The 19,734-nt window shown below is 60.9% G+C and carries 19 protein-coding genes and 1 pseudogene; 8 read left to right on the forward strand and 12 right to left on the reverse strand.

Annotation, left to right across the window (positions count from 1 at the left end):
• Positions 1-1,647 (reverse strand): ABC-F family ATP-binding cassette domain-containing protein (locus tag GSM73_RS22620; protein ID WP_256677054.1); only part of this gene is annotated, 1,647 nt, incomplete at its 3' end.
• A gap of 50 nt (positions 1,648-1,697) precedes the next feature.
• Here GSM73_RS22620 and GSM73_RS22625 point away from each other — a divergent pair.
• Entirely contained in the window at positions 1,698-2,162 is a 465-nt protein-coding gene (locus GSM73_RS22625) for a TIGR02444 family protein (protein WP_107321372.1), read from the forward strand.
• On the opposite strand, the gene GSM73_RS22630 is transcribed toward GSM73_RS22625, so the two are convergent.
• On the reverse strand, positions 2,159-3,301 hold the full coding sequence (locus tag GSM73_RS22630) for an AlgP family protein (protein ID WP_107321371.1): 1,143 nt from the start codon (positions 3,299-3,301) through the stop codon (positions 2,159-2,161). The genes GSM73_RS22625 and GSM73_RS22630 overlap by 4 nt on opposite strands.
• Positions 3,302-3,494: 193 nt before the next feature.
• Between GSM73_RS22630 and GSM73_RS22635 the strand changes: the two genes are divergently transcribed.
• Positions 3,495-4,160, forward strand: coding sequence for an FKBP-type peptidyl-prolyl cis-trans isomerase (locus GSM73_RS22635; RefSeq protein WP_047226118.1), 666 nt, complete (start codon positions 3,495-3,497; stop codon positions 4,158-4,160).
• A gap of 60 nt (positions 4,161-4,220) precedes the next feature.
• Here GSM73_RS22635 and GSM73_RS22640 read toward each other — a convergent pair whose 3' ends face one another.
• The 6 genes and pseudogenes from GSM73_RS22640 to GSM73_RS22660 all read right to left on the reverse strand — a co-directional run bounded on the left by GSM73_RS22640 (position 4,221) and on the right by GSM73_RS22660 (position 10,300).
• The gene (locus GSM73_RS22640; protein ID WP_047226119.1) at positions 4,221-4,679 is read right to left on the reverse strand and encodes an Rsd/AlgQ family anti-sigma factor; all 459 of its coding nucleotides are present in this window, start codon (positions 4,677-4,679) and stop codon (positions 4,221-4,223) included.
• Positions 4,680-4,856: 177 nt separating this feature from the next.
• Positions 4,857-5,399 carry a disulfide bond formation protein B gene (locus GSM73_RS22645; protein ID WP_047226120.1) on the reverse strand — a complete coding sequence of 181 codons (543 nt, stop codon included), beginning with the start codon at positions 5,397-5,399 and terminating at the stop codon, positions 4,857-4,859.
• Between the two features lie 255 nt (positions 5,400-5,654).
• Entirely contained in the window at positions 5,655-6,902 is a 1,248-nt protein-coding gene (locus GSM73_RS22650) for a heme biosynthesis protein HemY (protein WP_047226121.1), read from the reverse strand.
• Positions 6,899-8,029 carry a uroporphyrinogen-III C-methyltransferase gene (locus GSM73_RS27820; protein WP_231990615.1) on the reverse strand — a complete coding sequence of 377 codons (1,131 nt, stop codon included), beginning with the start codon at positions 8,027-8,029 and terminating at the stop codon, positions 6,899-6,901. The genes GSM73_RS22650 and GSM73_RS27820 overlap by 4 nt, the downstream gene beginning before the upstream one ends.
• A gap of 96 nt (positions 8,030-8,125) precedes the next feature.
• A pseudogene (gene hemC, locus GSM73_RS27825) lies at positions 8,126-9,406 on the reverse strand (hydroxymethylbilane synthase); the annotation flags it as partial.
• Positions 9,407-9,553: 147 nt separating this feature from the next.
• Positions 9,554-10,300, reverse strand: a complete 747-nt coding sequence (locus tag GSM73_RS22660; RefSeq protein ID WP_160893869.1) for a LytTR family DNA-binding domain-containing protein — start codon at positions 10,298-10,300, stop codon at positions 9,554-9,556.
• Positions 10,301-10,759: 459 nt separating this feature from the next.
• Here GSM73_RS22660 and argH point away from each other — a divergent pair, with 459 nt between their 5' ends.
• Complete coding sequence (gene argH / locus GSM73_RS22665; protein ID WP_047226124.1) at positions 10,760-12,154, forward strand: argininosuccinate lyase; 1,395 nt, start codon at positions 10,760-10,762, stop codon at positions 12,152-12,154.
• Between the two features lie 129 nt (positions 12,155-12,283).
• Here argH and GSM73_RS22670 read toward each other — a convergent pair whose 3' ends face one another.
• Entirely contained in the window at positions 12,284-12,943 is a 660-nt protein-coding gene (locus GSM73_RS22670; protein ID WP_160893871.1) for a glutathione S-transferase family protein, read from the reverse strand.
• 124 nt (positions 12,944-13,067) lie between these two features.
• Here GSM73_RS22670 and GSM73_RS22675 point away from each other — a divergent pair, with 124 nt between their 5' ends.
• The 3 genes from GSM73_RS22675 to GSM73_RS22685 all read left to right on the forward strand — a co-directional run bounded on the left by GSM73_RS22675 (position 13,068) and on the right by GSM73_RS22685 (position 16,852).
• Complete coding sequence (locus GSM73_RS22675; protein ID WP_047226126.1) at positions 13,068-13,352, forward strand: hypothetical protein; 285 nt, start codon at positions 13,068-13,070, stop codon at positions 13,350-13,352.
• 228 nt (positions 13,353-13,580) lie between these two features.
• On the forward strand, positions 13,581-13,829 hold the full coding sequence (locus tag GSM73_RS22680) for a TIGR02647 family protein (protein ID WP_047226127.1): 249 nt from the start codon (positions 13,581-13,583) through the stop codon (positions 13,827-13,829).
• Positions 13,830-14,008: 179 nt separating this feature from the next.
• Positions 14,009-16,852: a class I adenylate cyclase gene (locus tag GSM73_RS22685; protein ID WP_047226128.1), complete on the forward strand. Its 2,844-nt coding sequence runs from the start codon at positions 14,009-14,011 to the stop codon at positions 16,850-16,852.
• A gap of 5 nt (positions 16,853-16,857) precedes the next feature.
• Here GSM73_RS22685 and rnk read toward each other — a convergent pair whose 3' ends face one another.
• The 3 genes from rnk to cyaY all read right to left on the reverse strand — a co-directional run bounded on the left by rnk (position 16,858) and on the right by cyaY (position 18,101).
• On the reverse strand, positions 16,858-17,268 hold the full coding sequence (rnk, locus tag GSM73_RS22690) for a nucleoside diphosphate kinase regulator (RefSeq protein WP_047226129.1): 411 nt from the start codon (positions 17,266-17,268) through the stop codon (positions 16,858-16,860).
• 277 nt (positions 17,269-17,545) lie between these two features.
• Positions 17,546-17,764: a DUF1289 domain-containing protein gene (locus GSM73_RS22695; protein ID WP_047226130.1), complete on the reverse strand. Its 219-nt coding sequence runs from the start codon at positions 17,762-17,764 to the stop codon at positions 17,546-17,548.
• Between the two features lie 4 nt (positions 17,765-17,768).
• Positions 17,769-18,101, reverse strand: a complete 333-nt coding sequence (gene cyaY / locus GSM73_RS22700; RefSeq protein ID WP_047226131.1) for an iron donor protein CyaY — start codon at positions 18,099-18,101, stop codon at positions 17,769-17,771.
• A gap of 202 nt (positions 18,102-18,303) precedes the next feature.
• Between cyaY and GSM73_RS22705 the strand changes: the two genes are divergently transcribed.
• The gene (locus GSM73_RS22705) at positions 18,304-18,474 is read left to right on the forward strand and encodes a lipoprotein (RefSeq protein WP_047226132.1); all 171 of its coding nucleotides are present in this window, start codon (positions 18,304-18,306) and stop codon (positions 18,472-18,474) included.
• 9 nt (positions 18,475-18,483) lie between these two features.
• The gene (lysA, locus tag GSM73_RS22710; RefSeq protein ID WP_047226133.1) at positions 18,484-19,731 is read left to right on the forward strand and encodes a diaminopimelate decarboxylase; all 1,248 of its coding nucleotides are present in this window, start codon (positions 18,484-18,486) and stop codon (positions 19,729-19,731) included.
• The last annotated feature ends 3 nt before the right edge of the window (positions 19,732-19,734 follow it).

Genomic DNA, 19,734 nt, shown 5'->3' on the forward strand with positions numbered 1-19,734 from the left:
GGCGGCGGCCTGGCGCTGGGCTTTCTTGTCGGTCTTGTCCGGGTTAGCCGGCGTGGTACTGACCGGTGCGTTGCGCTGACGGTAATCCACCAGCCAACGGGCATAGTCTTCCAGATCACCGTCGAACTCTTCGACCTTGCCGTCGGCCACCAGGAAAAAATTATCCGTGGTGCTCTTGAGCAAATGCCGGTCGTGAGACACCACCAGCACCGCGCCGCTGAATTCCTGCAAGGCCATGGTGAGGGCCAGGCGCATTTCCAGATCGAGGTGGTTGGTCGGTTCGTCGAGCAGCAACAGGTTCGGCCGGCCCCAGGCGATCAATGCCAGCGCCAGGCGAGCCTTTTCACCACCGGAAAAATTCAGTACCGGCTCATCGATGCGCGCACCACGAAAGTCGAAACCACCGAGGAAATCACGCAGGGTCTGCTCGCGTTCGTTCGGTGCCAGACGCTGCAAATGCAGCAGCGGGCTGGCCTTGGCGTCGAGAGAATCGAGCTGATGTTGGGCGAAGTAACCGACCACGGTGTTCTCGCCCCGGGTCAGACGCCCGGCCAGGGGCTCGAGCTCGCCGGAGAGATTCTTGATCAGGGTCGACTTACCAGCACCGTTCGGGCCCAGCAGGCCGATCCGCGCACCAGGGGTCAGCTGCAGCTTGACCTTCTCCAGCACGGTCTTGTCGCCATAACCCAGACGCGCATCCGACAGGTCGATCAGCGGGCTGGAAATCTTGGTCGATTCGCGGAAAACAAAATCAAACGGTGAATCGACGTGGGCCGCGGACAGTTCTTCCATCCGCTCCAGTGCCTTGATCCGGCTCTGGGCCTGACGGGCCTTGGTGGCCTGGGCCTTGAACCGGGCGATGTAGCTTTCCATGTGCGCACGCTGCGCCTGCTGCTTCTCGTAGGCCTGCTGTTGCTGGGCCAGGCGTTCGGCACGGGCCCGCTCGAATGCGCTGTAGCCGCCACGGTACAAGGTGAGCTTGCGCTGGTCGACATGGGCGACATGATCCACCACCGCGTCGAGGAAATCGCGGTCATGGGAAATCAGCAGCAATGTGCCGGGATAGCTCTTGAGCCAGTCTTCGAGCCAGATGATGGCGTCGAGGTCCAAGTGGTTGGTGGGCTCATCGAGCAGCAGCAGGTCCGAAGGGCACATCAGGGCCTGGGCCAGGTTCAAGCGCATCCGCCAGCCACCGGAGAAATCCCCAACCTGACGGTCCATCTGCTCATTGGTAAACCCAAGGCCTGCCAGCAGCTTGCGTGCGCGGGCATCGGCGGTGTAGCCGTCGGCGCTGTCGAGCTCCGCGTGCAGACGGGCCTGTGCGGCGCCATCGTGTGCCGCCTCGGCCGCCGCCAGGTCGCGCTGGACCTGACGAAGGCGCAGGTCGCCGTCAAGCACGTAGTCCACCGCCAGGCGCTCAAGGGTGTCGACCTCTTGGCGCATGTGGGCGATACGCCAATCGGCGGGCAGCAGGCAATCGCCCGAGTCCGGGTGCAGTTCACCTCGAAGCAAGGCGAACAGGCTCGATTTGCCGGCGCCGTTGGCACCGATGAGGCCAGCTTTGTGGCCGGCGTGCAGGGTCAGCTCGGCGTCTTCTAGCAGACGTTGCGGGCCACGCTGTAAAGTCAGGTTCTGAAGTCGAATCATAATGGCGGCGGAGTCTACCAGCTTCGCTCGCAACTGGCGCGAGTAGCACGATGTCCTCTGATCTATGGAGCTTTTCCCTCGACCTCTACGCCAAGCCTGGTGTGGAACAAACCTGCCTGGCGCTGCAGGGCGCCGGCGCCAATGTCTGCCTGCTGCTTTGCGGGCTGTGGCTGGAACAGCGCGGGGTAGCCTGCACTGAACAAAGACTGCAACAGCTTCAGCAATGGGTCGGCCCTTGGGACACGGACGTCGTTCAGCCCTTGCGCACGCTCCGTAGCCAATGGAAAGCCCGCGCCCTTCAAGACACGGCACTCGATAGCCTGCGCGAGCAGGTCAAGCGACTGGAACTGGAAGCCGAGCGACGATTGCTGGAGCGACTGGAGACTGCGACCAAGGAATGGCCTGGGGAACAACCCAAAGATTCAGCGCAATGGCTGCAAGGACTCGTGGCGGGCGCCGACCAAGGGAACCGCGACGCGCTGCATCAGCTGCGCGTCGCGGCGTCCGGCACTTAGGAAGCGCGGGTTGGGGTGTTGCTGCTCGGCGCCGGGGCGGCGCTCGGGTTCAGCGCCGGGGTCGCAGTGCTGGCGGTTGGCGCAGGGGTCGCTGCAGGCGCCGGAGTCGATGTCGCAGGCTTGGCCGCCGGAGCAGTCGAAGGTTTTGCGGCAGCAGGCGTTTTCACGGCGGGTTTCGCAGCAGGCTTGGCCACAGGCTTGGCGGCGGCAGGCTTCGCGGCGGGTTTGGCAGCAGCCGGCTTGGCAGCCGGTTTAGCCGCAGCTTTGGCAGGTGCTTTGACAGCGGCTGGCTTGGCAGCGGGTTTAGCTGCAACTTTGGCGGGCGCTTTGGCAGCGGCTGGCTTGGCAGCCGGTTTGGCGGCGGGCTTGGCAGCAGCCGTTTTTGTAGCAGCTGGCTTGGCAGCCGGTTTAGCCGCGGCGGTTTTTGTCGCTGCGGGTTTGGCGGCGGCTGTTTTAGCGGTCGGTTTAGCAGCTGGCTTGGCGACAGGTTTAGCGGCTGGCTTGGCCGCCACTTTGGCCGCCGGCTTGGCGACAGCTTTAACGGCGGTTTTTTTCGCAGCAGGTTTTGCCGCGCTGGCAGCAACCGGTTTTTTCGCAGCCGGTTTAGCGGCTGGTTTGCTCGCTGCTTTGGCCGGCGCTTTTGCGGCCGGTTTGGCAGCTACTTTGGTCGGTGTTTTTGTCGCGACAGGTTTAGCGGCCGGTTTTCTGGCCGATACAGCGGCAGCGGCAGGCTTGGCAGCACGAAGGCTCAGTGCCTTGCCCACGGCTTCTTGCACACGACCGACGCCTTGGGCCAGTTTCAGGCTTTCCTGGGCATCACGCTTGAGTTGCAGAATATAGGCGCGGGTTTCGGACTGACGATCCTTCAAGGCATCGAGCAGGTCTTCGAGTTCTTTCACAGCGTCTTTGGCCTTGGCTTGTGCCTTGGCCTTGCCAGCGGTGGCCGCGTCTTGCAGTTTGGTGCGCGACTTGTGCAGTTTTTCCTGCGCTTTGCCGCGTTGTTTTTCCAGTTTGGCGAGCAGTTTTTCAGCATCAGCCAGGGCTTGGGAGCAGGCGTTTTCCAGATGCTCGAGCAGACTGCCCGAAAGTTGTTGGAGCAAGTGCAACGGAGTGTTTACTGGCTTCTTGGTGGCCGACATGGTTTACCTCCTGACTGACGTGAGTGCGGCTCATACTAGACCTCTGCTGCAACCGCCGCTAGGGCATGTTGACAGTACACAAGACGTTGCGTTGCAAGGGACGAAAAATCTTCTACCCCACTGCCGGGGCAAACCACCTTTGCGGATATCGGCACTGGCATAATCCCCTCCATTCGAGGCCGGAGAACACTACATGTCGCGTCACTTGTTTTTATTCCTTTGCATGGTTTGCTCCATGGCTCAGGCCGCAGAAAAAACCAGCGCAAACGACGCTCATGACTTGGCGTACAGCCTGGGGGCAAGCCTGGGTGAACGTCTGCGCCAGGATGTGCCCGACCTGCAGATCCAGGCGTTGGTCGAGGGTCTGCAACAGGCCTATCTGGGCAAACCGCTGGCCCTGAAAGATGAGCGCATCGAACAGATACTGGCCGACCATCAGGCACGGCTGACGTCGTCATCGGCGACGCCGCAGATCGAAGCGGCACTGAAAACCGAGCAGAAATTTCTTGAGGAGGAAAAAGCCCGGCCCGGTGCACAGCAACTGGCAGATGGCATTCTGTTGACCGAACTCAAGCCCGGCAATGGCGCCAAGGCCGGCCCTCACGGCAAGGTCCAGGTGTTGTATGTCGGTCGATTGCCAGACGGCACCGTGTTTGATTCCAACGGGCAGGCGCAGTGGTTCAGTCTCGACAGCGTGATTGACGGTTGGCGCAGTGCATTGCCGCAAATGCCGGTAGGCGCAAAATGGCGACTGGTCATTCCTTCGACCCTGGCCTACGGCGCCGAAGGAGCCGGGGATGTCATCCCCCCGTTCACGCCGCTGGTGTTTGAAATCGAGTTGCTGGGCGCGACGACCTGAAGTTGACTCCAAAAAAAACGGTGCGCAATGCGCACCGTTCTTTTGATTCTGCAAAAATCCTCAAGCCTGGGCCGGCGCTTCTTCCTTGTGGGAGTTGTGCAGCACTTCGATCAGGCAGTCTTCCAGTTCGAAACGCTCGTGCAGCAAGCCACCCAGTTCCTTGAATTTTTCCGCTACGCATTTGCCTTCATCACACAGGTCATTGAAGGCCAGCAGTTTTTCGGTGATGACGTCGATACGCGGGTAGATTTGCTCGGCGAGCTCCAGGCCACGTTTATCGTTGAAGGCCTTGGCCTCACTCGTCAGTTGTTCGTATATCTCGAAATGACCGGCTGACACGTAGTCGACCAGCACACCGCAGAACTCCTGCAACGGCTTGCGGCTTTCACTCAGCGCTTCAGGCCTGTCGCCGAGAGCATCATAGGCCCGAACCAGTTCGTGACGCTCCTGCAACCAGCGGTCGATCAGCAGATGCACCCCACCCCAGCGTTCCTGAGCATTCTGACAACTTTCGAGCATGGTGATTTCTTCCCTTGTGAGTCATGCCCCTCGCAGCCTGCGCACCGCCTGAAATGATCAGGGACAAGCCAGACACAACATGATCGAGCGGCATAAATCCGATAACACGTGCGGGCCAGATTATGCCCGCACGACAACCGCTTCAAGGTACGCAGGAGATAAAGTTCATACAAGTGTTTAATCCATGACCCGGACCAGTTGCGACGTTGTGCCGCTGAGCGGTCGTATCAGAGCGTTCCAGACAAGGCGCAGCAACAGATAGGACATCACAAAAGACACGGCGAGAAAAAACAACAGGCTCCATTCGGGAAGACTCAGATCGAACAGGGTCCAAGTGATGCTCGCGCAGTCGATCGCCCCCTCGAGTACACGATGTACAGCGCCCCACCACGAACTCACTGCCTTGAGGTGATCGATACAATCGGGCAACTGCTCCAGCGAGTCGCCTTGCACCAGAACCTGACGCCATGCCAGCGTCAACCCGCTCGACGCGAAAACCAGTCCCATCGCCCCGTAGCAGATGCTGCCTTTCTGAGCAGGACCATGCAGGCATGCGGCGAGACAGTTCATCAAAAACAGCATCAGGCACAACCGTTGCAAAACACACAGGCTGCAAGGCGTCAGACCTACCGCATATTCAAGGTAACTGGCGATACCAAAAACCAGAGCGGCGGCGATGAAAGCCATGAAAAACAAGAAGCGTGAGCAAGCCAAAGACATGGCGGTTCCGTAACAGAAGAGACAGGCCGTTACGGTAGAGGAAAGGCCGCCGGCCTTTCAAGGCGGGGCCGTGCAGACACTTCACCAGGGGTGTAGGGAATTCCCGACAAGCAAGAGAAGATTAAGCGCAGCTTGCTGTAGGACTTTACCGAAGGCATTGCTAACGCCATTAGGGGCATCAATAAACACGTGGCGAGGGAGCTTGCTCCCTCGCCACAATGATTCATACAACCCTCAAGAACGACTCACTCTCTCTCAAGTGGCCAAAACCTGAGCCGGGACCGGCAGTGGCGCGGCCAGCAAGCGCTCATCCAGTAACCCCAAGCCTTCCTGGAAGAGCTGGTTGCTGCGCTCGGCATCCCCCAGTTGCGCCAGCAGTCGCGCCAGTTCGGCGCAGGCCTCGGGATTGCGCTGCAGGCGCAAACTGCTTTCCAGATAATCCCGTGCCTTGCCCCACAAACTGTTTTGCAGGCACAGGCGGCCCAGTGTCAGCAGCAGGCCAGGGTCGTTCGGATGATCCTTGAGCCAGCCTTCTGCCGCTTGCAGTTGGCGGCCCGGATCATTGCCTCGGACCAACCCGTACAGGCGCGCCAGGTGACTGTCATAGTGACGTTTGAGCGCCGCCCGTAGCACCTCTTCGGCCTCGGCCTGCGCCCCGAGTTGCCGCAGTTGCTCGGCATAGGCCAGCACCAGCGCCGATTCCTGGCGTTGTGCGGACGACAGTTGTTGCCAGGCACGGTTAAGCGATTGCAACCCGACACTGCCGTCTTCGTCACGGTGGGCCGCCAGGGTGAGGTTTTCGCCCCAGGCCCGACGCTCCAGTTCAGCCAGCTCAGCCGGCGGCAGGACTTTGTCCTTGCGCAGCTCCGGCAACAACCGGACCACCGCAGACCAATCCCCGCGCTGCTGATGCAGACGTTGCAACTGACGCAGGGTCTGGGCGTTATGTGGGTGGCGATCATGCATGGCTTGCAGCGTGTTCAATGCACCGTCGGTGTCGCCGCGGTCCATCTGCAATTGTGCGTGCGTCAGGGCAATCGCCAGCTCGGCCTGAGGCTGACGTTCAAGGGCACGCTCCAACAGGCTGTCGCACTGCTCGTAAAGACCTTGCTCATTGGCCGCACGGGCGGCGCCAAGGTAATACAGCAACGGTTGGCGCTCGGCTTCAGCGGCGCGATGCAGGTGGCGCTGGGCACTGGCCCAGCGACCTTCGGCCAGGTCCAGTTGCCCGTGTTCGATTGCCACCTGCACCCGCCGGCTGCGGTTGCGGCGCGACCATGGGTTGACCACGCCAGTGGAGGTCGTCACCAGGCCAACCAAGGCGCTCACGCCCCGCCACACCAGCCAGAGCACCGCCACCAGCGCCAGGGTGACCCAAAGGCCGGCCTCGTATCGGAAGTTCTTGTATGCCACCAGCACGTAACCCGAATGTTCGGCGATCGCCACGCCCAGCAAGGCAGCGACAGCGATGACCACGAACATAATCACGTAGAGGCGTTTCATGGCGTGGCCTCCTGCTCATCAGGTTTGGCCAGCGGCTTGACCGACTCTTCGGCGTTCAGGTTGCGGCGCTCCAGATAGGCCTGAACGCTGCTCAGGGTCCCTGTCAGATCCGGGGTTGCAACCGTCACCGGCTGCCTGGCCAGCTCGGCCACGCGCTCAAGCATGATTTTGCTTTGCGGGTTGTCCTGGTTGAAGTTGTTCTTGAGCACATCATGCGCTTGAGCCAGCGCTTGGGTGTACACCGGGGCCTGGCCGTTGAGAGCGGCCCATTGCGCCTGCTCCAGGGCCAGGCTCAAGGCCAGGCGCACCTGCACCAGACTCTGCCCGGCCAAGAGCGGACGGACATTCTCATCCGCGTTGAAATCGATACGGATATAGCGCGATATCTGGTCCCACCACTGCGCCCAGCGGCTGGCGCCATCGCCATCGGCGGTCAAGCCCAGCAACGACTCACCACGATCCTTGTATTCGGGGGCCAGTTCCGTGAGTTGCAGGACCTGGTCACGCAAGGCCCCCAACTGCAGGAACAGCCCGGTACGATCTGGCTGCTCGGTACTGCGCAACGCAGCAAGGGTCTTGGCCAGTTGCTCGCGAGCGGCGAATGAGCCAGGGTCGTTTTGCTCGCGCAGGATTTCGTCAGCACCCTGGACCAGGGCCTGGGCACTGCTGATGTCCTGCAGGGCGGAAAGACGCAGGCTGGCCAGGCGCAGCAGATGTTCGGCTTCGGCCAGGCGCCAGTCCTTGCGGCTGGCACCGAGCACGGTTTCCAGGCGCTGGTTCAGTCGTTGTTGATCACCCTGCAACTGGGCGACCTGACGCCGACGCTCTTCCAGCTCTTGCGCCGCAGGCAATTGAGCCAGACGTTCACTCAGGCGTTGCTCATTGAGCTTGAGGGTCTGGGCCTGATCATTGAGCGCCTGAACCTGACTGGCCTGCTGCTGGTTATTGGCTTGCAGATGACGTACCTGCCACACGCCCCACCCACCAACGGCCACGCCGGCGGCTCCCAACAACAACGCGACAATGGCCAGCCCGTTGCCGCGACGCGGCGCCTTCGGAGCAGGGGTTTCAACCGGCGTATCGATCGCGGGTTGGTCTTGATCTTTTGGCAAGGCTGTTTCGCTCACGTATCCATCCTTTGCATTAGAAAACGGCACGGACTGATCCCGTAACGCCGCCAGCAAAGCCGCAGCACTGGCGCCACGGCAATCCACAACTGTCAGGGCCCCGGCGGCACGGGCCATCTCGGCAACCCTTGGGCTTGGAACGAACAACGGTAACCGCGCCAGCGCGGGCCACTCATCGCCAGCCAACCGCTGCAGATGCTCGAAGCTCTGCCCACTGCTGACCACCAGCGCGTTCAAGCGTTCCGCTTTGACCCTTGCCGCCAACTCACCTTCTCGGTAATGCGGCAGGCTGCGCCGGTACAGTTCCAGATAATCGACACTAGCACCTTGCTCGCGCAAGCGCTCCGCCAGCAAGCCGCGCCCGCCCTCGCCACGCACAATCAAAACCTTGGGATTGGGTCGGGTGATAGCCTGGCGTAACACCAGATGCTCCAGCAAGGCTTCGCTGTCATCGCCGTAGACCTTCTTGAGAATGTCGTCGGCACCCTGGCTGAGCAGGTCTTCGGCTACCCGGACACCCAGCGCTTCGGCATCGCGGCGCGGCGCACGGGCCTCGGCACTGAGCAGTCGGCCACCGTTCGGATCACCCACCAGACCGCGCAACCAGACCTGCTCGCCTTCGAGTACGGCGTAACAGGCGATCGGCACCTGGCAACCGCCATTGAGGTGTTTGTTGAGGGCGCGCTCGGCGAAGACCCGGGTGGCGGTGTCGTCGTGATGCAGCGGTGCCAACAGGGCATGGATCTCGCTGTCGGCGCTGCGACATTCGATACCCACCGCCCCCTGCCCACCAGCCGGCAGGCTGTCCTCGACGCTGATGGCCGACGTGATGCGATCTTCAAAACCGAGGCGGATCAGGCCGGCGGCGGCAAGGATAATTGCGTCGTACTCACCGGCATCGAGTTTGGCCAGGCGGGTATTGACGTTGCCCCGCAGAAAGCGGATTTGCAGGTCTGGGCGGCGGGTCAGCAACTGCGCCTGGCGACGCAGGCTGGAGGTGCCGACCACACTCCCGGCGGGCAGGGCGTCGAGGCTTGCAAACGTGTTGGAAACGAACGCATCGCGTGGATCTTCTCGCTCGCAGATGCAAAACAGGCCCAGGCCTTCCGGAAAGTCCATAGGCACATCTTTCATCGAGTGCACGGCGATATCGGCTTCGTTGTCCAGCAGCGCGGTTTCCAGCTCCTTGACGAACAGGCCCTTGCCGCCGATTTTCGACAGCGGCGAGTCCAGCAGCTTGTCGCCGCGACTGACCATGGGCACCAGCGTCACGATCAGGCCGGGATGGGCCTCTTCCAAACGGGCTTTGACGTATTCGGCCTGCCAGAGGGCCAAGGCACTTTTACGGGTGGCGATGCGGATCTCGCGAGGGGACATGGATCAATCCGTACTTAAAAGATACGGCGGATAATAACAGCTCAGTCAAATTCGCTTTGACTTGAATCACGACCCCAAGGCCTCCCTGGCCGTCAATGTCCTGGAAATGGAACGCGCTAAACGGCTTGGACGCCTTGGAACCTCAAGCTAAAGCTGTTGCATCATCTTCCGCACGCCGGCCACGTGCCGCCGGCTGACAATCAGCGCGTCGCCATTGAGGCCTTTGAGAAACAACTGGAAATGCCCAAGGGGTGTGCGCTGCAAACGCTCGATACGCTCGCGAGCCACCAAGGCGTTGCGGTGGATGCGCACGAAGCGTTCACCGAACTCGTCTTCAAGAGCCTTGAGTGGTTCGTCCAGCAACACCTCGCCGCTCTCGTGACGCAAGGTCACGTATTTATGGTCGGCGATAAAGTAGACCACCTGATTCAATGGGATCAGTTCAATGCCTTTGCGAGTGCGCGCACTGATGTGGCTGCGCGGGCCGCTGCCGCTTTCGGCGGCCGGACGGGTCAACGCCGCCAGTTGCACGCGGTTGGGCCGCTCGGCCTTGCGCAAGGCCTCGACCAGCGCCTCGGCAGTGACCGGCTTGACCAGATAGCCCACGGCGCCGGCCTGCAGCACCTCCGGCGGGAAGTCGTCCCGAGTGGTGCAGAACACCACCGCGGGCGGTGACTCACGCTCGCACAACTTCGCCGCGACCTGCAAACCGTCCAGGCCAGGCATGCGAATGTCGAGCAGCACGATATCCGGCTTGTGGCTGTCAATAAGGGCCAACGCCTCTTCGCCATTGGTGGCGCTCGGCTCCAGGACACTGTAACCCTCGAGTTCGCCAACCATTCGGCTCAGGCGCTCACGGGCCAGTGGTTCGTCATCAACGATCAGGACATTCATATTGCGCTGGATTCCTGCGTGAGTCTCGCACAAGGATAGCGTAGACAGGGGAAGTGACATCCGTCACCGAGATCCACGCTAAGACTCGTTCGAGGGCCAAAAAGTGCCGCGAGGCGGTTACCTATCTTTACCCGCGCCTGCCAATCGATGCTTGAGGCCTGTTGTCGCACGGCGCCGTCGTAGGAATTGTTAACACTCCATCTGACCAATACGAGCCCCCCTCTTCTATTCGTCCAATGCTCCGTGGATGAAAAAGTAAAAGTCCTACAGTCCACTGTAGACGGTTGCCGCGCCGATATTGCTCAATCGAAAAATATCGTTGTGCAAAAAACCCATTAAATGCTCGGCTTGTGCGCAAAAAACCTGCCGACCAGTGCCAGCGCCAGTCCCGGCAACCCTGCTATCATCCGCCGCAGCCTTTAACCGCTACTTTTTCCACAGCCGATCACGAGCGAATTCATGAGCACTGACAAGACCAATCAGTCCTGGGGCGGCCGCTTCAGTGAACCCGTCGACGCCTTCGTCGCCCGCTTCACCGCCTCCGTCAACTTCGACCAGCGCCTGTATCGCCACGACATCATGGGCTCGATCGCCCACGCCACCATGCTGGCCAAGGTCGGCGTACTGACCGATGCCGAGCGCGACAGCATCATCGATGGCCTGAAAACCATCCAGGCTGAAATCGAGGCCGGCCAGTTCGACTGGCGCGTCGATCTCGAAGACGTGCACATGAACATCGAAGCGCGCCTGACCGATCGCATCGGCGTGACCGGCAAGAAGCTGCACACCGGCCGCAGCCGAAACGACCAGGTGGCCACCGACATTCGCCTGTGGCTGCGCGATGAGATTGACCTGATCCTGGGCGAGATCACCCGTCTGCAAAAAGGCTTGCTGGAGCAGGCCGAGCGCGAGGCCGAGAGCATCATGCCGGGCTTCACGCACCTGCAAACCGCTCAACCTGTAACGTTTGGGCATCACATGCTGGCCTGGTTCGAAATGCTCAGCCGCGACTACGAGCGCCTGGTGGACTGCCGCAAGCGCACTAACCGCATGCCCCTGGGCAGCGCCGCGCTGGCCGGCACCACGTACCCGATCGATCGTGAATACACCGCACAGTTGCTGGGTTTCGATGCCGTGGGCGGCAACTCGCTGGATAACGTTTCGGACCGCGATTTCGCCATCGAATTCTGCGCCGCCGCGAGCATTGCGATGATGCATCTGTCGCGCTTCTCCGAAGAACTGGTGCTGTGGACCAGCGCGCAATTCCAGTTCATTGACCTGCCGGATCGCTTCTGCACCGGCAGTTCGATCATGCCGCAAAAGAAAAACCCCGACGTGCCGGAGCTGGTACGCGGCAAGAGTGGTCGGGTGTTCGGTGCGCTGATGGGCCTGCTGACCCTGATGAAGGGCCAGCCGCTGGCCTACAACAAGGACAACCAGGAAGACAAGGAACCGCTGTTCGATGCCGCCGATACGCTGCGTGATTCGCTGCGGGCCTTTGCCGACATGATCCCGGCGATCAAGCCCAAGCATGCAGTGATGCGCGAAGCGGCCTTGCGCGGCTTCTCCACCGCCACCGACCTCGCTGATTACCTCGTACGCCGTGGCCTGCCGTTTCGTGATTGCCACGAAATCGTCGGCCATGCCGTGAAGTACGGCGTGGACAACGGCAAGGACCTGGCGGAGATGAGCCTGGACGAGTTGCGCAAGTTCAGTGACCAGATCGAGCAGGACGTGTTTGCCGTGCTGACTCTGGAAGGTTCGGTCAATGCCCGCGACCACATCGGCGGCACAGCGCCTGCCCAGGTGAAGGCTGCCGTGGTGCGCGGCCAGGCGATGCTCGCCAGCCGCTAAAAGCCGAAAGCATCGCGAGCAGGCTCGCTCCCACAGTGGATCTTCAGTGAACGCACATTTGTGAACACATGGAGATCAAATGTGGGAGCGAGCCTGCTCGCGATGACTCACTTCAAAACACCACAAAACTCACTTCTTGGCAGCAATCATCGCCAAAAACGCTGGCATCTCTGCCTCCCTGTCGGCCGCAATCCGCTGCACATTCGGGTTCTGCTCCAGCCGCTCCATCAGCCCCTTGGCCGCCGGCATATCCGCCAGCAAGTCGATATCGAACACTTTCCGGCCCACCTGGCACGCCAGCGATACGCTGTAGAGGAAATACAGATCGGCCAGGCTCAGACTGTCACCCGCCACGTAGGGCGAGAATTTGCCGTGACGGCCGAGCGAGGCGAACCCGAGCAGCAATTCGGTCTTGGTCTTTTCCTTGATGGCGTCGGGTACCGATATGCCGAAAAACGCCTCGGCGTAGCAAGCCCGTCCCGGCAGCTCGATATACAACTCGATTTCCCTGCACAAAGCCAGCACCTGGGCACGCTCGAACGGGTCGCTGGGCAACAGGGCTTTGCCCGGCTGGGTTTGTTCGATGTATTCGAGGATCACGCTGGTTTCGTTGATAAACCCTTGCTCGGTCTTGAGCACCGGCACCTTGCCCCGTGGACTGATGGCCAGCACATCGGGGGTCTGAGCGCCGTAGAACGGCACCTCTTCGAAGGGCAGGCCCTTCTCCAGCAACGCCAGCTTGACCATGTTGTAATAATTGCTGACGGAAAAACCATAAAGCTTGAGCATGACAAAGCCTCCAGGCCGTGCGGGGTTGGCAGCCTTGCGTTATAGACCGCCGAGCCGTTCCTTGCCAGGCGCATCACTGCGCTGAATGCAGGTAAACTGGCGACCTTTCTCCAAGGAGCCTGCCATGAGCGAGCCAACCGACATCGACACCGACGAAGAAGAGTTCGTCGAGAACACGCTGATCCAGGCCATCGAAAACCAGATCGAAAATGACAACCCGCCAGCGGCCAAGGCCGTTTTCAATAAATTGACCCTGGTGGGTTACGAGCGCGAAGAAATTCTCAACCTGATGGCCCATGTGCTGGCAGTGGAAATTGACGCGATCCTGGAAGAGGACCGTGCGTTCGATACCCAGTGGTACGAAACGGCGTTGCGCGCTCTTCCCGAGTTGCCGCCAGAAAAGAAATAAGGTCTCACCGACTGTGGCGAGGGAGCTTGCTCCCGCTCGGCTGCGCAGCAGCCATCAAGCTATTGGGACCGCTTCGAGCTCCAGCGGGAGCAAGCTCCCTCGCCACAACGAATTACGCCTGCGGTCACCCAAAACAAAAAAAGCATGACGCTGACACTGGACAGCTCGGCCGAGTGCGCTCACTTTAGTGACGCTGTCGACCAAATTCCTAGAAAGTCTGGAGTCCTTATGTCGCTTACCCCTGAGCTGGTTGCCGAACTGGAAATCCTTGCACTCTTCAACCTGGACAGTTCCCAGGAAGGCCTGAAAATCCATCAGACCGCTGCCCCCTCTGCCATCGCTGCCGCTAAACGCCTGTTCGAAAAAGACCTGATAACCCAGTCCGACGGTGGTTACCTGACCAGCCTGGGCCGGGATGCCGCCGAGCATGTGCAAAGCCTGCTGACCATTCTCAACGTCGTAAAAGAAGCCGCCTGATTCCTCCTGTCGCCCACGGAAATCTCCTTCATCGAGGTTTCCGCAGGCGCCCTGGCGCACTGTGTAAAAATTCTGACGTCAAAAACATACATTCAGCTTAAGAAATCCCGGGTTCGGGCGCTAAACTGCCACCACCTGTGATCTCCCACGTTCGACGCCGCGAGCCGGTTTGAGCTGACATGACCCGCAATCACGAAATACGCCCCGATCTGGACGAGGGAATCGACCGCAAGGTCCTGAGCCAGTTGCGCGCACGTTTTCTCAAGCTCAACAGCGTACGGATGGATCGCGCCCTGGAAGGTCTGTCGACCCGCCAGCAAAGCGTGCTGACGCTGTTGCCGTTGTTTTTCCACGTCAACCACCCGTTACTGCCCGGCTATGTCTCTGGCAGCACGCCTGCCGGGTTGTCCAACTACGAGCCCGACGCCAGCGTCCTCGCCGAAGCCCAGCGGCTGACCCGCTCTTTCTCCTACAAGCCGCGCCACGGCAGCAATCCGCCGCGACCGATTCTGGGTCTGTTTCTGATGGGCAGCCTCGGCACCCTCGCCCAAGCGGATCAAAGCGACATGGATGTGTGGGTCTGCCATGGTCCGGACCTGAGCGAGGACGAACTGGCCGAACTGCGCAAAAAATGTCTGCTGCTGGAAACCTGGGCGGCGACCCAGGGCGCTGAAGCGCATTTTTTCCTGATCGACCCGGCGCGCTTTGTCCGCGGCGACCGGGACACTCAGCTCAGTTCCGACGATTGCGGTACAACCCAGCATTACCTGCTGCTGGACGAGTTCTACCGCACGGCGATCTGGCTGGCCGGACGCACGCCGATCTGGTGGCTGGTGCCGGTGTATGAAGAGGAAAACTATGAGCAGTACACCCACACGCTGATTTCCAAACGCTTCATCCGCGCCGATGAAACGCTCAACCTGGGACATCTGGCCTATATCCCGCCGGGAGAATTCATCGGTGCCGGCCTCTGGCAATTGTTCAAGGGCATCGAGTCGCCCTACAAATCAGTGCTCAAGCTGCTGCTGATCGAAGTCTACGCCAGCGAACACCCGGACGTTCGCTGCCTGAGCCTGCGCTTCAAACAGGCGGTGTTCGCCAACCGCCTGGACCTGGAAGAGCTGGATCCCTACATGGTGGTTTACCGTCGTATCGAGGAGTACCTCAACGCCCGAGGTGAATCCGAACGCCTGGAGCTGGTGCGCAGGGCGCTTTACCTGAAGGTCAATCGCAAGCTGACCGGCCAGGGGCGCAGCACTGGCTGGCAACGGGTTCTGCTTGAGCGTCTGGCCCGGGAATGGGGCTGGGACCCACGGCAACTGGCGCTGCTGGACAGCCGCAGCCAGTGGAAAGTGCGTCAGGTCAGCAACGAACGGCGGGCGCTGGTCAACGAACTGACCTACAGCTACCGCTTCCTGACCCAGTTCGCCCGCACCGAAAAAACCGTCAGCCTGATCAACAAGCGCGACCTCAACGTCCTGGGCCGGCGGTTGTATGCCGCATTCGAACGCAAGGCCGACAAAGTCGAGTTCATCAACCCCGGCATCGCCCCGGACCTGGCCGAAGACACCCTGACGCTGGTGCAGTCACCGAACAAGAAAGAACCCGGGCAGAACCAGTGGGGCCTGTACAACGGCAGCCTCAACGCCCTGGAGTGGGAAAACTTCGCACCGATCAAACGCTGCCGCGAGTTGCTGGAGTTGCTGACCTGGTGCCATCGCAACGGTGTGATCGACAGCAGTACGCGCCTTGCGCTGCACCCAGGTAGCAGCGACCTGAGTGAGTTTGAGCTGTTCAACCTGCTGGGCAGCCTGCAACAGTCCATCGCCCTGCCGCTGAGCACGGTAGATGAAGAACAGCTGTTGCGCGCCAGCGTGCCCAGCGAAGTGCTGATACTGGTTAACGTCGGCGTCGATCCGCTCAAGCATCATCGCGACCTCAATATCCTGATGACCACCGAGCGCACGGACTCCCTGAGCTACGCCGGGGTTCGGGAGAACCTGGTGCTGACCCTGGATCAGGTCACGCTCAACAGTTGGAACGAGGTGCTGGTCAACCGCTTCGACGGCGAGCACGCCCTGCTCGACTGCCTGCGCGATTACCTCAATGACCTGCCCGTCACGCAGCGCCAGCCGCGTTTGCAGGTACGCTGTTTCTGCCACAACCGCGCGCAGTTCATTGCCCGCCGGGTCGAGGAAGTCATCGAAACGGCCCAGACGCTGCTACTAAGCAGGCTCAACCACCGCTATCTGCTCCAGGTCCAGCAGCACTACCACGTATTGGAGCTGGTGCCGGGCCAGGTCAATCACGTGGCCCTGGGCAGCCTGTCGGCGCTGATGGATTACCTGGGCGAGGAGCTGACGGCCTACAGCCCTCTGCATCTGGATCCGATGGCTCTGGAGGACCATGACCTGGCGCTGATCCTGCCCATGGGGCAGCCCGAGTGCATTCAGGTGTTCTACCGGGTCAACGAGGACGACGCTGAGCTGTACGTGCTCGATGAGCTCAATGCCCTGTGGCAGCAACGCCTGCCTTACCACGACGACCACAGCCTGCTGCTGCCGCTGCAGCGCTTCCTGCAATCGGTGCTGTACCGCCGCGACGCGTTACTGCCGATGGATGCCACCCAGCCATTGCCCCTGGAAACCCTGTACTACCAGCTCCTGCCCTCGGGCAGCGGGCGGGCACGGCGGATCGAGGCGCGGCAGGCGCCGCAAACGCCAGTGAACAAGCCGTTCTATGACGTGCAGGCAATCATCGGCAAAGCCACTCATGGGCAGGTGCACGTCACCCTGTATTGCGATCAGCGGGAGTTTTCGGAGCTGGAACATGGCGACCAGCTGTTCCGCGTGGTCGCCAGGGAGATCGTCGAACAGCGCCGCGAGGCCGAACGCTATCGCTGCTACATCACCGACCTGGACCTCTCGGGTCTTGTGGGTGATGGGGCCTGCTCAAGTAATTTGTACCTGCGTTACAAGGCTGACCTGGAACGCGCCCTGAACGAGGCGCTGGCCTTGGTCTGAAGCGCTTAGAGGTGGAAATCGCCGCCCGCTTCCGGCTGGTACTCCACGGCCAGCAATGTCAGTTTCAGCGTCTTGCCGCCCGGCGCCGGCCAGTCGATGTGCTGGCCAACCTTCAGGCCCAACAGTGCGCTGCCTACCGGGGCAAGGATTGATATCTTGCCTTCGTCGGCATTGGCGTCCTGTGGATAAACCAGGGTCAGGTGATAGTCCTTGCCGCTGCTTTCTTCGCGGCAGTGCACACGCGAATTCATGGTCACGACATCGGCGGGCACTTCATCGTGGCCTACCACGGTGTCGGCACGATCCAGTTCGGTTTGCAACGCAATCACGCCCGGCAGCGTTTCATCAAGGCTATCGATCAGGCGCTCCAGACGCTGTACGTCCAGACGTGTAAGGGTGATGGAAGGTACGGTCATGATTCAGGCAGACTCCTTTGTTCTGCACGAAAAAAGCAAAACCCCGCCACAAAAAGACGGGGTTTTCACGGGCCTCGATGAGTTGAGGCGTAGCTGGACACTATCACAGCTCAATAAATAAACAACCCGGGCCAAATCTACCCATTGTCATGGAGAGCAGAATTACTGTGGCGCGGGGATTGTGGGAGCAAAGCTTGCTCGCGAAACAGGCGCCTCGATTTCTGGAAGAACGCGTCGTCTTCATCGCGGGCAAGCCTTGCTCCCACACAGTGGGCGATTACACCAGAGATTTGCGTTTAGCCGCCTCGGCACAGATCACCCGCCGGCGCTCATCATCGGCCGAGCGCCATTCGCGGATATCCTCCACATGACGGAAACAACCGAGGCAGACCTTCTGCTCATCCAACTTGCACACGCTGGTGCACGGAGAGGGCACTGCGGGGCTGACGTTGCTGTAGAGCGGTTTGGGCGGCCGCGCCGGAGTGTTCTGGCTCACGCTGTCAAAGGCCTTCGAAATCCAGTTCCACCCCGGCCTGCTGCTTGACGATGCGCTCGAGCATCTCGCCCAATTGCTCTTCGCTCTTGTCGCACATCCAGCGCTCGCTTTCCTCGTCGTAGTCGAAGTGGAAACCGCCGGACACCGCCGCCAACCATAGCTGCCGCAACGGCTCCTGGCGGCTGAAAATCAACTGGCTGCCATTTTCGAACTTGACGGTCAGCACCCCGGCGGAGCTTTCCAGGTCGATGTCCAGCTCGCTTTCGTCGAATACATCCTCCAGCGTTTGCTGGGTCGCATCGACCAGATCGTGGAAACGGGCTTCAGTCAAACTCATTGCGGCAACCTCGAAAATGTCTGCTCATGCTCAAGCGCCGCAAGATACGGACGCTTCCCGGCGATTGCAAAGGATATACCGACCGACGACAGCCGGCTTTGGGAAAAGCCTCCCGGCGCCGGACGGGAACCCCGTTGCATAGGCAAGCTGCCGGGTGGCCGGTATACTCCGGCGCAATTAACGCATTTTCAAGGATTTCGCCATGAAGCGCCTGATCTCTTCCCTTGCTGCGCTCGTCGCGGTTGCTTGCCTTGTGACAGCCTGTGGTCAAAAAGGTCCGCTGTACCTGCCCGACGACAGCAAATCCCCTGAAGAACAGGCCAAGTCGTCGCAGTCCAAGTCCCACGCGCACGATACCCACACCACTTATTAAGGGAACGCCATGGACGCTTTTAACTACCGTGGCGGGGAGCTGTTCGCGGAAGGGGTTGCCTTGTCCGCGCTCGCGGAACGTTTCGGCACGCCAACCTACGTTTATTCCCGTGCACACATCGAAGCCCAGTATCTGGCCTTCGCCGATGCTCTGGCCGGCATGCCGCACCTGGTATGTTTCGCCGTAAAGGCCAACTCCAACCTCGGTGTACTCAACGTCCTGGCACGCCTGGGTGCCGGCTTTGACATCGTTTCCGGTGGTGAGCTCGAACGCGTGCTGGCCGCTGGCGGCAGCGCCGACAAGATCGTTTTTTCCGGCGTCGGCAAGACCCGTGAAGACATGCGCCGCGCCCTGGAAGTGGGGGTGCACTGCTTCAACGTCGAATCGACCGATGAGCTGGAGCGCCTGCAACTGGTCGCCGCCGAGATGGGTGTCCGCGCGCCGATCTCTTTGCGCGTGAACCCGGACGTTGATGCCGGCACGCACCCGTACATTTCCACCGGTCTCAAGGAAAACAAGTTCGGCATCGCCATTGCCGACGCCGAGGATGTGTACGTACGCGCGGCCCAACTGCCGAACCTGGAAGTGCTGGGCGTGGATTGCCACATCGGTTCGCAACTGACCACCCTCGAACCTTTTATCGATGCCCTCGACCGCCTGCTGGCGCTGGTCGACCGCCTCAGCGATTGCGGCATCTACCTGCGTCACATCGACCTGGGCGGCGGCGTCGGCGTGCGCTACCGCGACGAAGAGCCGCCACTGGTGGCCGACTACGTCAAGGCGGTGCGTGAACGCCTCGACGGTCGCGACCTGGCCCTGATGTTCGAGCCGGGCCGCTACATCGTTGCCAATGCCGGCGTGCTGTTGACCCGGGTCGAATACCTCAAGCACACCGAGCACAAGGATTTCGCCATCGTCGATGCGGCGATGAACGACCTGATCCGCCCGGCGCTGTACCAGGCCTGGATGGACGTCACCGCGGTGCGCCCTCGCGCTACCGCCGCCCGCAGCTACGATATTGTCGGCCCTATCTGCGAAACCGGCGACTTCCTGGCCAAGGGTCGGGAGCTGGCGCTGGAAGAAGGCGATCTGCTGGCCGTGCATTCGGCCGGGGCCTACGGGTTTGTCATGAGTTCCAACTACAACACTCGCGGCCGCTGCGCCGAAGTGCTGGTGGACGGTGATCAGGCGTTTGAAGTGCGTCGCCGCGAGACGGTAGCCGAGTTGTTTGCCGGCGAAAGCCTGCTGCCGGAGTAAAAC

Origin of the sequence: Pseudomonas sp. PICF6 (assembly GCF_009831705.1) — a bacterium.
In the GTDB taxonomy this organism is placed as follows: domain Bacteria; phylum Pseudomonadota; class Gammaproteobacteria; order Pseudomonadales; family Pseudomonadaceae; genus Aquipseudomonas; species Aquipseudomonas rhizophila.

Bases quoted from the DNA above. Each gene is read 5' to 3' on its own strand.
- lysA (WP_047226133.1), top strand. From the start codon at position 18,484: ATGGACGCTTTTAACTACCGTGGCGGGGAGCTGTTCGCGGAAGGGGTT.
- GSM73_RS22675 (WP_047226126.1), top strand. From the start codon at position 13,068: ATGAGCGAGCCAACCGACATCGACACCGACGAAGAAGAGTTCGTCGAG.
- GSM73_RS22640 (WP_047226119.1), bottom strand. From the start codon at position 4,679: ATGCTCGAAAGTTGTCAGAATGCTCAGGAACGCTGGGGTGGGGTGCAT.
- GSM73_RS22650 (WP_047226121.1), bottom strand. From the start codon at position 6,902: ATGAAACGCCTCTACGTGATTATGTTCGTGGTCATCGCTGTCGCTGCC.
- rnk (WP_047226129.1), bottom strand. From the start codon at position 17,268: ATGACCGTACCTTCCATCACCCTTACACGTCTGGACGTACAGCGTCTG.
- GSM73_RS22705 (WP_047226132.1), top strand. From the start codon at position 18,304: ATGAAGCGCCTGATCTCTTCCCTTGCTGCGCTCGTCGCGGTTGCTTGC.
- GSM73_RS22680 (WP_047226127.1), top strand. From the start codon at position 13,581: ATGTCGCTTACCCCTGAGCTGGTTGCCGAACTGGAAATCCTTGCACTC.
- GSM73_RS22645 (WP_047226120.1), bottom strand. From the start codon at position 5,399: ATGTCTTTGGCTTGCTCACGCTTCTTGTTTTTCATGGCTTTCATCGCC.
- argH (WP_047226124.1), top strand. From the start codon at position 10,760: ATGAGCACTGACAAGACCAATCAGTCCTGGGGCGGCCGCTTCAGTGAA.
- GSM73_RS22660 (WP_160893869.1), bottom strand. From the start codon at position 10,300: ATGAATGTCCTGATCGTTGATGACGAACCACTGGCCCGTGAGCGCCTG.
- GSM73_RS22685 (WP_047226128.1), top strand. From the start codon at position 14,009: ATGACCCGCAATCACGAAATACGCCCCGATCTGGACGAGGGAATCGAC.
- GSM73_RS22625 (WP_107321372.1), top strand. From the start codon at position 1,698: ATGTCCTCTGATCTATGGAGCTTTTCCCTCGACCTCTACGCCAAGCCT.
- cyaY (WP_047226131.1), bottom strand. From the start codon at position 18,101: ATGAGTTTGACTGAAGCCCGTTTCCACGATCTGGTCGATGCGACCCAG.
- GSM73_RS22670 (WP_160893871.1), bottom strand. From the start codon at position 12,943: ATGCTCAAGCTTTATGGTTTTTCCGTCAGCAATTATTACAACATGGTC.
- GSM73_RS22635 (WP_047226118.1), top strand. From the start codon at position 3,495: ATGTCGCGTCACTTGTTTTTATTCCTTTGCATGGTTTGCTCCATGGCT.
- GSM73_RS22630 (WP_107321371.1), bottom strand. From the start codon at position 3,301: ATGTCGGCCACCAAGAAGCCAGTAAACACTCCGTTGCACTTGCTCCAA.